General features: G+C 45.6%; 12 protein-coding genes. 9 read left to right on the top strand and 3 right to left on the bottom strand.

The window, feature by feature from the left end; translation table 11 throughout:
- The first annotated feature begins 21 nt into the window (after positions 1–21).
- From MHZ92_RS05600 to MHZ92_RS05580, 5 genes are all read left to right on the top strand, one after another.
- Positions 22–867 carry a pyridoxamine kinase gene (locus tag MHZ92_RS05600; RefSeq protein WP_239430598.1) on the top strand — a complete coding sequence of 282 codons (846 nt, stop codon included), beginning with the start codon at positions 22–24 and terminating at the stop codon, positions 865–867.
- 211 nt (positions 868–1,078) lie between these two features.
- Positions 1,079–2,749: a urocanate hydratase gene (gene hutU, locus MHZ92_RS05595; protein ID WP_239430597.1), complete on the top strand. Its 1,671-nt coding sequence runs from the start codon at positions 1,079–1,081 to the stop codon at positions 2,747–2,749.
- The gene (gene hutI, locus MHZ92_RS05590; RefSeq protein ID WP_239430596.1) at positions 2,750–4,003 is read left to right on the top strand and encodes an imidazolonepropionase; all 1,254 of its coding nucleotides are present in this window, start codon (positions 2,750–2,752) and stop codon (positions 4,001–4,003) included.
- Positions 4,004–4,093: 90 nt separating this feature from the next.
- Positions 4,094–5,413 (top strand): YjiH family protein, encoded by a 1,320-nt coding sequence (locus MHZ92_RS05585; protein ID WP_239430595.1) that lies wholly within the window; start codon positions 4,094–4,096, stop codon positions 5,411–5,413.
- Between the two features lie 130 nt (positions 5,414–5,543).
- Entirely contained in the window at positions 5,544–6,044 is a 501-nt protein-coding gene (locus MHZ92_RS05580) for a CarD family transcriptional regulator (RefSeq protein ID WP_239430594.1), read from the top strand.
- Positions 6,045–6,100: 56 nt separating this feature from the next.
- Here the strand turns inward: MHZ92_RS05580 and MHZ92_RS05575 are convergent, their stop codons facing one another.
- The 3 genes from MHZ92_RS05575 to MHZ92_RS05565 all read right to left on the bottom strand — a co-directional run bounded on the left by MHZ92_RS05575 (position 6,101) and on the right by MHZ92_RS05565 (position 8,578).
- Positions 6,101–6,538 (bottom strand): MarR family winged helix-turn-helix transcriptional regulator, encoded by a 438-nt coding sequence (locus tag MHZ92_RS05575; protein WP_239430593.1) that lies wholly within the window; start codon positions 6,536–6,538, stop codon positions 6,101–6,103.
- Positions 6,539–6,828: 290 nt separating this feature from the next.
- Entirely contained in the window at positions 6,829–7,626 is a 798-nt protein-coding gene (locus MHZ92_RS05570; RefSeq protein ID WP_239430592.1) for a TIGR00266 family protein, read from the bottom strand.
- Between the two features lie 67 nt (positions 7,627–7,693).
- A complete protein-coding gene (locus MHZ92_RS05565) occupies positions 7,694–8,578 on the bottom strand; it encodes a TetR/AcrR family transcriptional regulator (protein ID WP_239430591.1) in 885 nt (294 codons plus the stop codon).
- A 175-nt stretch (positions 8,579–8,753) separates the two neighbouring features.
- Between MHZ92_RS05565 and MHZ92_RS05560 the strand changes: the two genes are divergently transcribed.
- From MHZ92_RS05560 to MHZ92_RS05545, 4 genes are all read left to right on the top strand, one after another.
- Positions 8,754–10,283 (top strand): DHA2 family efflux MFS transporter permease subunit, encoded by a 1,530-nt coding sequence (locus MHZ92_RS05560; protein ID WP_239430855.1) that lies wholly within the window; start codon positions 8,754–8,756, stop codon positions 10,281–10,283.
- A 193-nt stretch (positions 10,284–10,476) separates the two neighbouring features.
- Positions 10,477–10,614, top strand: a complete 138-nt coding sequence (locus MHZ92_RS05555; protein ID WP_239430590.1) for a hypothetical protein — start codon at positions 10,477–10,479, stop codon at positions 10,612–10,614.
- 568 nt (positions 10,615–11,182) lie between these two features.
- The gene (locus MHZ92_RS05550) at positions 11,183–12,661 is read left to right on the top strand and encodes an aldehyde dehydrogenase family protein (RefSeq protein ID WP_239430589.1); all 1,479 of its coding nucleotides are present in this window, start codon (positions 11,183–11,185) and stop codon (positions 12,659–12,661) included.
- 135 nt (positions 12,662–12,796) lie between these two features.
- Positions 12,797–13,963 (top strand): saccharopine dehydrogenase family protein, encoded by a 1,167-nt coding sequence (locus MHZ92_RS05545; protein ID WP_239430588.1) that lies wholly within the window; start codon positions 12,797–12,799, stop codon positions 13,961–13,963.

Here is a 13,963-nt window from a genome sequence, read left to right as displayed (position 1 = left end):
ATGAGTTAGGTGGGGAATCTAATGAAAAAAGTTGCAGTCATCCAAGACATGTCCTCCTTCGGAAAATGCTCGCTCACAGCGGCGATACCTGTTTTGTCCGTCATGGGCGTGCAGGCAGTGCCCCTGCCGACCGCCATATTGACATCGCAGACAGAGTATCCGAGCTATTACTGTGAGGATTTGACGTCCAAGATGAATCATTTTATAGACGAGTGGAGCAAGTTGGGCGCATCTTTTGACGGCATTCATACAGGTTTCGTGACAGGAAAAGAGCAAATCGAAAATATCTTTTCGTTTTTAGATGCATTTTACAAGGAAGGGACAACACTGCTTGTCGATCCGGTCATGGGCGATCGGGGAGAGATGTATGAAGCTTTGTCAGATGGACTGATTGATTATATGAAAGAACTCGCAAAGCGTGCGGATCTCATTACGCCGAACGTTACGGAGTGCTGTCTGCTGACGGGCGTACCGTATGACAAGTTGCAAAGTTACGAGGCGAACGAGGATTATTTATTGGCAATTGAGGAGGCAGGGCGTCAGTTGCAATTAGCGACAAATGCAAACGTCATTGTTACCGGCTTGAACCCGCCGGCCCTTTCACAAACAAGATCGGTCGGGAATATGTATATCGGCGCGGATCGTTCGTTTCACAGTCTTCAAGAGTATAATGGCGAAAGTTATTCCGGAACGGGTGATTTATTTGCGTCCGTCATTATGGGTGGCATGATGCGCGGTCAAGATATCGGAGAGGCGATGAAGCTGGCAGAGAGGTTTCTAACGGCTGCCATCGAAGACACAACGAAGGAACAGATACCAACTGTAGCGGGCGTGAATTTTGAATCGTTTTTACGAATGTTGTTGTAAACATCGTGAATGAAGCGAGTAGTTTCTCGAGTGAATCGAGAAATTGCTCGCTCTTTTTGATTAGCAGGTCGGTTGTTCATATAAAAACGTCAAAATAGTTCACAAAGAGTTATTTTTGATGTCAATAAAATATAATTGTACGCTTAATTCATAAACAAATGTCTGAACTTTCCTTATAGAATGATAGTAACGAAAGGGAGGTTGTTTGAAAATGAAAGCGGATACATTGGAGAAGGTCGTTCAATATAGGGGCACGGAATTGAATACGAAGGGATGGCAACAGGAGGCGGCGCTTCGGATGCTTATGAATAACTTGCATCCTGACGTGGCGGAGCATCCTGACAAGCTTGTCGTCTATGGGGGGATCGGCAAGGCGGCACGGAACTGGGAGAGTTTTGACGCAATCGTTCGTTCATTGAAAGAGCTGGAGAATGATGAGACGTTATTGATCCAATCAGGTAAACCGGTTGCGATTTTTAAATCACATACAGATGCGCCTCGTGTGTTGATTGCCAACTCGAATATCGTTCCGGCATACGCCAATTGGGATACATTCCATGAGCTCGACAAGAAGGGCTTAATGATGTACGGACAAATGACGGCGGGCAGCTGGATATATATCGGATCGCAAGGGATCGTACAAGGAACGTATGAAACGTTTGCGGAGCTTGCGAAACAACATTTCGGAGATTCATTGAAAGGGACGATCACGTTGACTGCTGGCCTCGGCGGCATGGGCGGTGCACAGCCATTGGCGGTAACGATGGCAGGCGGCGTTTGCATCGGAATCGAAGTCGATGAAACACGGATCGATCGCCGTATTGAAACGCGTTATACGGATATCAAAACAGACTCACTCGATGAGGCGATTCGTCTCGCAGAAGAAGCAAAGGCGGAAGGCAAGGCGTTGTCGATCGGTCTACTTGGCAATGCAGCCGATATTTTACCTGAAATGATTGCTCGCGGATTCAATCCGGATGTGTTGACAGACCAGACATCTGCACATGACCCGTTGAATGGCTACATCCCATCCGGCATGTCGCTTGAAGAAGCGGCAGAGCTCCGCGCTTCGAATCCGGATGAGTATGTGAAACGTTCGAAAGCTTCGATGGCGAAACATGTCTCTGCCATGATTGAAATGATGGATAAAGGGGCCATCACGTTCGACTACGGAAACAATATTCGACAAGTGGCGAAGGACGAGGGTGTTGAGCGGGCATTCGATTTCCCTGGATTCGTTCCAGCTTACATCCGTCCGCAGTTCTGCGAAGGGAAAGGTCCTTTCCGCTGGGTGGCACTTTCAGGCGACCCGGAAGATATCCGGAAGACGGACGAAGTTATCTTGAGGGAATTCAGTTATAATACGCATCTTTGCAATTGGATTAGAATGGCGCAGGAGAAGATCCAGTTTCAAGGCTTGCCTTCACGAATTTGCTGGCTCGGATACGGAGAGCGTGCGCGCTTCGGGAAAATCATTAACGACATGGTGGCAAGTGGTGAATTAAGTGCGCCGATCGTCATTGGTCGTGACCACCTTGATTCAGGTTCCGTTGCATCGCCAAACCGTGAAACCGAAGCAATGAAGGACGGCTCAGACGTCGTTTCGGATTGGCCGATTCTAAATGCGATGATCAACGCTGTCGGCGGGGCGACTTGGGTATCTGTTCATCACGGTGGCGGCGTCGGCATGGGGTATTCCCAGCACGCAGGCATGGTCATCGTGGCGGACGGAACGAAAGAAGCGGAAGTGAGGCTTGAACGCGTCTTGACGACGGATCCAGGAATGGGGATTGCTCGTCACGTCGATGCAGGCTATGACTTGGCTATCAAGACGGCGAAGGAAAAAGGGGTTACCATCCCGATGATGGAAGGTGACAAGTAATTGAAACCGCTATGGATTAAACATGCAGCGCAACTGGCAACTATTGCAGGTGAAAATGGACCACGCAAACGGGAAGCGATGTCGGAAATAGGCATTATCGAGGACGGTAGCATTTGGATTGAAGATGGGTTGATTAAAGCGGTCGGAACGACGGAGGAATTGGAGGGCTTATATAGAGGCCGGGAATCCGAAGCAGACATAATTGATGCAACAGGAAGGTTAGTGACGCCAGGTCTCGTCGATCCACATACACATGTCGTCTATGGAGGCAGCCGCGAGCGCGAATTTGAAATGCGTCTTGAAGGCGCCACGTATATGGAGATTATGAATGCGGGTGGCGGCATCCATGCTACAACGCGTATGACTCGCGAGGCGACGGAAGATGAATTAGTAGAGCAATCTGCTCGCAGGCTTGATTCCTTCCTGAAGCACGGCGTGACGACTGTTGAGGGGAAGAGTGGCTATGGCCTTGATCTTGAGACGGAACTGAAGCAACTGCGGGCGATGAAGCGGTTGAATGAAACTCATCCGATTGACCTCGTGTCGACGTTCATGGGGGCGCATGCCGTTCCGCAACAATATAAAGGGAATGAAGATGAATATATTGATAGCATCATTAACGACATGCTTCCTGTCGTGGCGGAAGAGAAGCTTGCAGTTTTCAACGATGTGTTCTGTGAAGTAGGTGTGTTCACGCCGGAACAGAGCGAACGCATTTTGGAAGCAGGGAAGAAGCTCGGTTTGATTCCGAAAATCCATGCGGACGAAATTGAATCGTATGGCGGGGCGGAGCTTGCGGCGAAAGTCGGAGCTATTTCGGCGGAACATTTGTTGAAGGCGTCTGACGAGGGCATCAAGCAGATGGCGGAAGCGGGCGTGATTGCTTGTTTATTGCCAGCAACCGCGTTGTTCCTACGTGAGGAGGCTGCGAAGGGGCGTCAAATGGTTGATGAGGGAGTTGCAGTTGCCATCTCGACGGACTGCAATCCAGGTTCGTCACCGACGACTTCAATGCCGCTCGTCATGAATTTGGCGTGCATCTCGATGCGACTGACGCCGGCTGAAGCGCTTGTAGCTGCAACAATGAATGCGGCTTGTGCCATCCGGATGGAGGACAAAGTTGGATCGCTAGAAGTCGGCAAGCAAGGGGACGTCGTTATGTGGAACATCTCGAACTATCAAGAGCTTCAGTACCTATTCGGCGTGAATCATGTCGACAAAGTGTGGAAAAAGGGAGAATTGGTCGTAGGGTAAGACTTGGCCGTGAATGAACAAGGTTGGCGTATCATTCACGGCTTTCTTTCAATTGATTCTGACGGAAAGTCGGGGAAGGGTGAAAGGTTTATGGAACAAGTAGGGGAAAAGGTGAAAACAGGTTCAACTCCAGGTATGTGGAAGTTCTTTGTCTATAGCGCAATTGGGGGATTCATGTTCTTCGTCCCGGTTTCAATCGGTGGGACTGAGTCAATCATGCTCGATCATATCGTCACTTGGATACAATCAAATGCTGGGGGAGCATTACCGTACTATGCCTTGCTCGTCATTCTCGCAGGGGCGGTCTATCCGTTTGTTTCAGGAACTTGGAAAAAGTCGAAAGTTGATATGATTTTTTCGTTTTTTAAAGTGATTGGATTATTCGTCGGTATCATGCTTGTCTTTAATGTGGGTCCAGCATGGCTTTTTGAGCCTGACATGGGGCCGTTTCTGTTGAATAAGTTAGTCATTCCTGTAGGTATATTAGTGCCGATTGGTGCCGTATTCCTTGCGTTATTAGTAGGATACGGTCTATTGGAGTTTGTTGGTGTCTTCTTGCAACCGATCATGCGCCCAATATGGAGGACACCGGGCAGGTCGGCAATTGATGCTGTTGCTTCATTCGTCGGTTCGTATTCGTTAGGATTATTAATAACAAATCGTGTGTACAAGGAAGGGAAGTATACGGCAAAAGAAGCCGCCATTATCGCAACAGGGTTCTCGACAGTTTCCGTAACATTCATGGTCGTTGTCGCCAAGACGCTTGACTTGATGAGCATGTGGAACCTGTATTTCTGGACGACACTTGTCGTCACGTTTACCGTTACAGCGATCACTGCCCACTTATGGCCGCTGCGGTCGATAAAGGACGAGTATTACGAAGGTTCGACGCCACAGCCGGAAGTAAAGCCAGAAGGGAAACGGATTGCGGCAGCTTGGAGTGAAGCGATGGAGACTGTCTCCAAAGCACCAACACTCGTACAAAATATCTTGATTACGGTCAAGGACGGCTTCAAGATGGTGATGGCGATTTTGCCTTCCATTTTGTCGATCGGTTTATTGGGGCTCGTTTTGGCTGAATTTACGCCTGTTTTTGACTGGCTCGGGTACATATTCTATCCGTTTACATGGGCATTGCAGCTTCCTGAGCCGATGTTAGTCGCAAAAGCGAGTGCACTCGGAATCGCGGAAATGTTCCTGCCTGCATTGTTAGTTGTAGAATCTACATTGATCGTCAAGTTCGTTATTGCGGTCGTATCGGTTTCTTCAGTTATTTTCTTCTCGGCAGTTGTTCCTTGTATCGTTTCAACGGATATCCCTATTTCCATTCCACAGCTTGTCGTCATTTGGGCACAACGTGCTATTTTGACAATCATCATTGTCACGCCAATTGCTTATTTATTTCTATAGGGAACTTGAAAACACCTGGAGGGATCCGGGTGTTTTTGTATGGGGAGATATGAAATGTCAACTTAGTTGACGATGTTATTTAAAAACGTTATAATAAGAGTAGATGATAACTAGATACGGAAGTGAGCGAATGTTTGCAATTGGAGATTTAATCATCTATTCAGGCCATGGTCTTTGCAGAATTAATGATATTCGGGAAAGAAGTTTTTTGGGTGAAACTAAAATGTACTATGAACTGCAACCGGTTGAAAACCATGCCCAATTGAAAATTAGTATTCCTGTTGATAATGAAAAAGTAGTCATGCTTGAACTGCTTGATGAACAAGACGCGAATGCAATATTGGAAACGTTTAAGCGACCGGGAGTCGAGTGGATTGATAATCCAAACTTACGTCTTCGCACGTATTCCGACATTGTAAACAAAGGCGATCGGAATGAAATCGCTAAAGTCGTAAATACTTTGATACGGATGAAAAATGAAACTGAGTTTCGCGGAAAAAAACTTGATCCACGAGATTATAAATTATTAAATGATGTAAAAAGTATTCTATTTAAAGAATTGGCAATGTCTTTAAAGACTACTTTCGATGAGATAAATACCGAAATTATGAAAATGATTAAAAGAGTGTAAGAAAAAAATCCGCCCTCATTTGATGTAGTAATCAAAAAGGGGGGATTTTTTGATGATTATTCGATTCCCCATTCAAGCTGTAAAAGCTCTTTAAGGATGGCAACTTGCTCCGTGCCGATTTTTTCCGCGATTTTTTGTTCTAATTGAGCTTTAAGCCCCTCGTTTTTTTCGTAACAATCTTCACCTAAAGCTGTCAACTGAACACATTTCTCTTTTTTGTTATTTTCTACGTTTTGGATTTCGATTAATCCTTTCGCTGCAAGCTGTTTCATGAACTTATGGATGGCCTGACGGGAAATATCTACATGCTTCGTAACATACGAGATGGTTGGGCGTTTTTTATAAATTCGGGCCATGATGTACCATTCCGAATTGGAAATGTAAATCTCACTTTGACTGTTCCACGCTTCCTCTGAAATTTTTCGAAGTAAACTATGACGCTCGCTTAATAAATCAATTAAATCTAAGTTTTGTAATGCGAAGTTTGAATCCAAATGATCTCACCCCGATCCTATTCTTCGCCATTTACTATACGAAACAGGGAAATGTATGTCAATTTGGTTGACCTTCGATCTGTAATGCGTCAGTTTATGCGTGAATTTTGACGTTTATGAGCAAATTTGTCGGTTTATGCGTTAATTTAAGTATTTGTGCGTATGTGGGAACATTTATGCGTCGAATTCGCGCTTTATGCTTCGTTTCTCGGATTTATGCGTATATATACAAGTTTATGCGTATTTGCGCATGAAAAAAACCGGAACGCCGCGGCGTTCCGGTTTCCTTTTTATTTTCCGCCAAGCATATTGAAGATTCCGCCCGCGATGCTGCCTTCATCGCGTGAGCCGCCGCCTGGAGTTTGCGGAGCTGCCGCGAAGACGCGGCTTGCGAGCCTCGAGAATGGCAATGATTGGATCCAAACTCTACCGGGTCCTCTGAGCGTCGCGAAGAACAATCCTTCACCGCCGAATAATGCCGTTTTGACGCCTTTGACCATTTCGATATTATAGTTGACGTCTTGTGTCATAGCGACGAGGCAACCTGTGTCGACACGTAACGTTTCGCCAGGGGAAAGGGTTTTCTCGATGATCGTTCCACCTGCGTGGACGAAAGCCATGCCGTCCCCTTCAAGTTTTTGCATGATGAATCCTTCTCCGCCGAAGAAGCCGACGCCAACCTTCCTTTGGAACTCAACGCCGACGGAAACTCCTTTTGCTGCTGCTAAAAATGCATCCTTCTGGCAGATAATCTTGCCGTTCAGTTCGCTTAAGTCCATCGGGATGATTTTCCCTGGGTAAGGTGATGCAAAAGAGACATGTTTTTTTCCGGATTTCGTGTTTGTAAACGTCGTCATGAAAAGACTTTCCCCGGTGATTAGACGTTTTCCAGCACCCATCAATTTACCCATGAGCCCTCCGCCGGAATTCCCCGATCCGTCTCCGAAGATCGTCTCCATTTCAATACCGTCTTCCATCATCATCAATGAACCCGCTTCTGCAACGACCGTTTCCCCCGGATCGAGCTCCACTTCAACAAATTGCATATCGTCCCCGTACAATTTGTAGTCAATTTCATGATTGTTCATAATATGCCTCCTGCCTCTTTAAAATATAGTTACTGCCTACTAGTACGGCGTGAACTCCTCGAAAGTTTCAAGATTTTGTTTGAATCAAATCAATATATTTCCATAGTAGAAATAACGCCTCATTTACAGCATCGGCAAGTTTCGTGCCGTCGCTAGCTTCGCGGAATGAACGACCAACGGCTTCCATAAGGGCCGCCCTTGGGCTTTCGGCTATTAATTCCGTCAGTAAAAAGTTTGTGTATTCTAAACAAGTCTCATTCTGTTCCTGTTTAAACTTCTTTTGCAATGCAAGAAGTTCGTTGGATACTTTTTCTTTTAATTCCTCTTCAGACATTTCCAAAGGGATTATTGGATGTTTTTCTAACAGGACGTCTTTCTGTGCCATCATATCGGAAATGAGGGCATCCATCCTCCTAAACGTGAAGTGAACTAGCTTTTCGATGTCCAGCTCTTTGGAGGAACCTGCCTTCCAAAAACGGTACAATTGCTGAATCATTCCAAACGTCATGACCGAACAATCGAATGAATAGGGCTTTGCTTCCGATCCATAGACATCGACCAGTCGGGAGGCAAGCCATTTCAATTCTCCAAGATGCGACATTTTGACGAAATTTCGAAGTTCTTCATCGTTCGAGTAAAAAACCGCCTCGTAAATCGGAAGCAAGTTCATTTCCTGATTTACGATCATCCGGACGAGAATTTGCTCAGCTAAAATATTTTTATCTCTTTTATCACGTCCCACAAGCAGCTCGCGTCTTCGAATGATCGATTCGTTTTGTGCGTCTTCTAAAATCGCGATCAGGCATTCGTTTTTGGAAGTGAAATAATTATAAAATGTCCCTTTGGAGATTTTCGCTTCTTCGAGAATGTCTTGTACGGATGTGGTTGTAAATCCTTTATCGATAAAAAGCTTTTTGGCAACAAGCATCACTTGACGTTTGCGATCGTTCATCAAATCACCCTGAATCATTTATTTTTGAACTATGAGTATAAAGTATTTTATCAGATAGAAGGGGGTGATGACAGCAATTAGAGAGGAGAGTTGATTCTGTAGTTGCTTATTTTGTACTCCGGGTATAAAATATGAAAATGTGTTAATGAGATTGAATGGGGGAAGTCTATTGGAAATGGATATAAAGAAAATGCACGAAAATCCTCCTTACGGAATGATTGCAATTTTATTCTTCGGAGCTTTCGTCGCCTTCTTGAACAATACATTATTGAATATCGCCTTACCTGTCATCATGAATGAGTTTGCAGTGAAGCCGTCATCCGTCCAATGGTTGACGACCGGTTTTATGCTTGTGAACGGCATTATGATTCCTGCAAGTGCTTTCTTTGTACAAAAGTTTACGAACCGCAGGCTGTTTTTGACGGCTATGACGTTATTCACAATCGGAACGGCTCTAGCCATCTTTGCGCCGACTTTCGGCTTGCTTGTCGTGGCACGTATGATACAGGCTTCGGGTTCGGCTTTGATGATGCCGCTGTTGATGAACGTCATGCTTGTTGCGTTTCCGATTGAGAGAAGGGGAACGGCGATGGGAATGTTCGGCCTTGTTATGTTCACGGCGCCAGCAATCGGGCCGACATTATCGGGATGGATTGTCGAGCATTATTCATGGCGGACACTATTTGAGATCATTTTACCTTTCTCGATCCTCACAATTATTTTCGCCCTTTTTAAATTGAAAAATATTACGCCGAATACGTCAGTGAAGCTGGACGTGTTTTCTTTAATTTTATCGAGCGTCGGCTTCGGCGGTTTGCTTTACGGATTCAGTTCAGCTGGGGATAAAGGATGGACATCGCCGATCGTTTACGGAACCATTTTCATCGGAGCTGTTTCCCTCCTTGTATTCGTCATCCGGCAATTGAGGATGGAAGATCCGATGCTCGACTTTAGAATCTACAAGTACCCGATGTTTGCCCTTGCCTCCGTCATTTCGATTGTCCTTTCGGTTGCGATGTTTTCGGGTATGATCTTGACGCCGCTCTACGTTCAAGAAGTTCGGGGAATTTCGCCGTTTCACGCGGGGATTCTTATGCTGCCGGGTGCAATTGTGATGGGGATCATGTCTCCGATTACAGGTCGGTTGTTCGATAAATACGGTCCTAAAGTATTGTCCACTGTTGGGCTGATCATTACGATCGTGACAACTTATTATTTGAGCAGGCTTGAATTGCATTCGGGCTATTATTATTTGATGGCGTTGTATACGGTTCGGATGTTCGGGATGTCGATGGTCATGATGCCGATCATGACGAACGGTTTGAACCAGCTTCCGATGAAATCAAATCCTCACGGGACGGCAATGAATAATACGTTGCAGCAAGTTTCCGGGGCGATCGGATCGGCTGTTCTCCTCACAATCATGACGAACAGGATGGAGGCTTCCGGTGAAAAACTTATGCAGGATGCGGTAACAAGTGGAAATGTACCGACGGATAGAGGTGGATTGGCTGCGCTGGAGAATGCGATAGGGGCACAGGCGATGCTAGACGGCATAAATTACTCCTTCCTTATTTCAGCAATCATTGCGTTTATCGCCTTCATTCTCGCGCTGTTTATTAAAAGGGTCCGACCTCCGCAACGTGGAGAAATGAAATTACCGGAAACGGATATCGTAATAGATACGAAGACGGTGCAGGAATAAAGTGTTCAAATCGATGCTTTAGGAAATAAAAAAAGATTCATTTGAGCGAAGTTTCACTCAAATGAATCTTTTTATAGGCGGAAAACTTGACAAAGCAAAAAATCCCTGCTATTATACAGTTTAATAGTATGGACAAACTGGCTTTTTTGCCGGCTACTATACTATCATCAACTGAATAGGAAGGGGGGTAATTATGGGACATTCCAACATGGGTCGCGGCAACGATTCCAATGGAGGAAACAAGAACGGCTCTGTTGATCTGGACACACTACTTAAAATCGGTACGTTTTTAATAGTGTTCGCAACGTTTATCATCAAATACGTCGCGTAGATCAACTCTCTATCTGTGTCCCTTGTCTCGTACTCTTTTACTTTTATTTGACGGTTTGTCGTCTGACGACCCGTCTCTTTTTTTCGCAATTACAGGCTATTATAACTTAATGCATGAGTCATGTCAATGCATGTTTCGACCTACTAATACTATACTGTTATTCTAGTAGGTTGTCAACGATTTTAACAAGATTTCAATAGCAATTCAATAGTTTTAATAAGAATATGCAGAGAAATATTGTTTATTCACAATATATTTCGTATAGTGGCCGCTTCGGTATCTAATCTGCTTTTTGAAATTATAACATTTCTTTGGATACAATCTCCAAATTATTTTAACTACCTCTCCAATAGAACTACTCTCTTTACTAATATCCACTAATATCGGCTTACAAACTAAAATGAAGCAAAAGGCGAATTTTTTTTGTCAAAACCCCTTTTTACGAGTAGGAATCTGAGGATTTTTACTAGATTTAATTTTCAAAGAAGAAGGAGTTCGACAGGATAATGTCGAAATAGATAATTTGTAAACGGTTTCAAAATGTTCGTGGGAAAGGGGAAATGCAGACATGCAATTGAATAACTTTATCGGAGGTTCTTGGCAGGATAGCGGGGGAGCGAACTATACAGCAGTCACGAACCCAGCAAATGGGGAAGAACTGGCGCAAGTGCGTTTATCGACGAGTGAAGATGTGGATCTGGCTGTGAAGGCTGCGAAAGAAGCGCAGAAGAAATGGGCGCTCGTTCCGGCACCGAAGCGGGCGGATTACTTATATGCTATCGGCAATCTCATGAAGGAACGAAAAGAGCATCTGGCACAAGTGTTAACTCGTGAAATGGGGAAAGTCATCGAAGAGGGTCGCGGTGAAGTGCAAGAGGGAATCGATATGGCTTTCTACATGGCCGGGGAAGGACGAAGGCTGTTTGGGGAAACGGTTCCGTCTGAGTTGCAAGATAAATTTGCAATGAGCGTACGTGCGCCGATCGGGGTTGTCGGTTTGATTACGCCGTGGAACTTCCCGGTGGCGATTGCGACGTGGAAGTCGTTCCCTGCTATCGTAGCTGGAAATACGTTCGTTTGGAAGCCGGCAACGGAAACACCGATGATGGCATACGAAATGGCAAAGATTTTTGAAGAGGTCGGGCTCCCTACGGGTGTTGCAAATATCGTTTTCGGCTCTGGTTCTGAAGTGGGCACCGCGATGATCGAGCACCCAGATGTCCGTGTCATTTCATTCACAGGATCGACGGAAACAGGCCGGCATGTTGCGGAAACGGGAGGCCGCCATTTGAAAAAAGTATCGCTTGAAATGGGCGGTAAAAATGCGGTCATCGTCATGGATGATGCAGACATAGACTTGGCAGTGGAAGGGATTCTTTGGAGTGCATTTGGAACGGCGGGCCAACGTTGCACAGCATGCAGCCGGGTCATCGTGCATAAAGATGTTAAGGAAGAATTGGAGACGAAATTATTAGCTTCGATGAAGCATTTGACGATCGGAGACGGATTGGACGAGTCTGTGAAAATTGGGCCGGTCATTAACGGAAAGGCATTAGAGAAAATCCAAAGCTACGTAGAAATCGGAAAAGAGGAAGGCGCGAAGTTGTTGGCAGGGGGGAATGTCCTGACGGATGGCGACTTTGCAAAAGGCCATTACTTCGAACCGACATTATTTACAGATGTTAAATGGGATAGCAGACTTGCCCAGGAAGAAATCTTCGGCCCTGTCGTGTCACTCATTGAGGTCAGCAGCCTCGAGGAAGCGATCGAGGTGAACAACAGCGTAGTCTATGGCTTGTCCAGTTCCATCTTCTCGAAAGATGTGAATAAAGTATTCCGCGCACAACGTGATCTTGACACAGGAATCGTCTATGTAAATGCGGGTACGACAGGAGCAGAAATCCATCTTCCGTTCGGAGGAACGAAAGGGACTGGCAACGGTCATCGAGATTCCGGAGTCGCGGCACTCGATGTGTTTACGGAGTGGAAGAGCATTTACGTAGATTTCAGTGGGAAATTGCAACGGGCGCAGATCGACACGGAATAAGGTGAAACTTCAATTAGTGGGTGTTTTCCACTAATTGTTAGTTGAACCGATCGGGCATTTACTGGCTGTTGATCCCTCACTGAGGGTCCTACAGCCAGTTAATGCGGGATGATTTAGAAAAAAGGGGATGTTCACATGAAAGTGGTCGTATTAGGCGCGGGCTTGATGGGGAAAGAGGCAGTGCGTGACCTTGTGAAAAGTGATGATGTGACAAAAGTGTATTTGGCGGATTTGAATGTAAGGGCTGCAGAGAATTTTGCAGAGCAACTCATGTCCGACAAGTTAGATATATTGGTATTGGATGCAACGAATGACCTTCAATTGCAGGAAGTGATGGCGCTTGGAGATGTCGTCATTAACGCGCTGTTCTATACGTTCAATGAAAAGGTTGCAAGAATCGCAGTTGATATCGGGGTTCATTCCATCGACCTTGGCGGACATATTGGCGGTGCAACTGATGCTGTTTTGGGATTGGCGGAAGAAGCGGCGGCGAAAGGGGTAACGATCATTCCGGATCTGGGGGTGGCTCCTGGTATGATCAATATCCTGACAGGTTACGGCGCAAGCAAACTCGACAAAGTGGAAAGCATCAAGCTTTACGTTGGTGGAATACCTGTAAAGCCCGAGCCCCCGCTAAACTACAATGTCGTATTTTCGCTCGAAGGTGTTTTCGACCATTATACAGATCCGTCTCATGTCATTCGGAACGGCCAGTTGCTGGAAGTTCCTTCGTTATCTGAAGTGGAATCAATCCATTTTGATGAATTTGGTGAACTTGAGGCATTTCACACTTCTGGGGGCACATCGACATTGACGAAAACGTTCCCGGACGTGCAAACGCTTGAATATAAAACAATACGTTATAAAGGGCATGCCGAAAAATTCCAATTGCTCGTCGACCTTGGATTATTATCTCGTGATAATGAAGTAAAAATTGGTGATACGAAAGTGAAGGTCCGAGATGTCATGCGTGAACATCTCTCCCCGCAACTGCAGCTAGGAAACAAATCCGATGCTGTCCTTCTTCGCGTCATTGTCAGCGGTGAATCGCACGGAATACCGGCGACGTATGAATATAATTTAGTGACGAAAAAGGATTTGACGGTGAACGAAACAGCGATGGCTCGTGCGACTGCAAACACGATCTCGATCGTTGCGCAAATGATAGGCAATGGGACAATTTCAAAACGCGGTGTTCACCCGCCGGAAAATATCGTTCCGGGTGCGAAATACATTGAAGAGATGAAAAAACGTGGAGTTGTCATTGAGGAAACGGTAAAAACGGAAGAGGCGCATGTGTAA

The organism is Sporosarcina sp. ACRSL, from assembly GCF_022346605.1.
Lineage (GTDB): Bacteria > Bacillota > Bacilli > Bacillales_A > Planococcaceae > Sporosarcina.
This window is presented reverse-complemented; position numbering and strand designations above follow the sequence as displayed.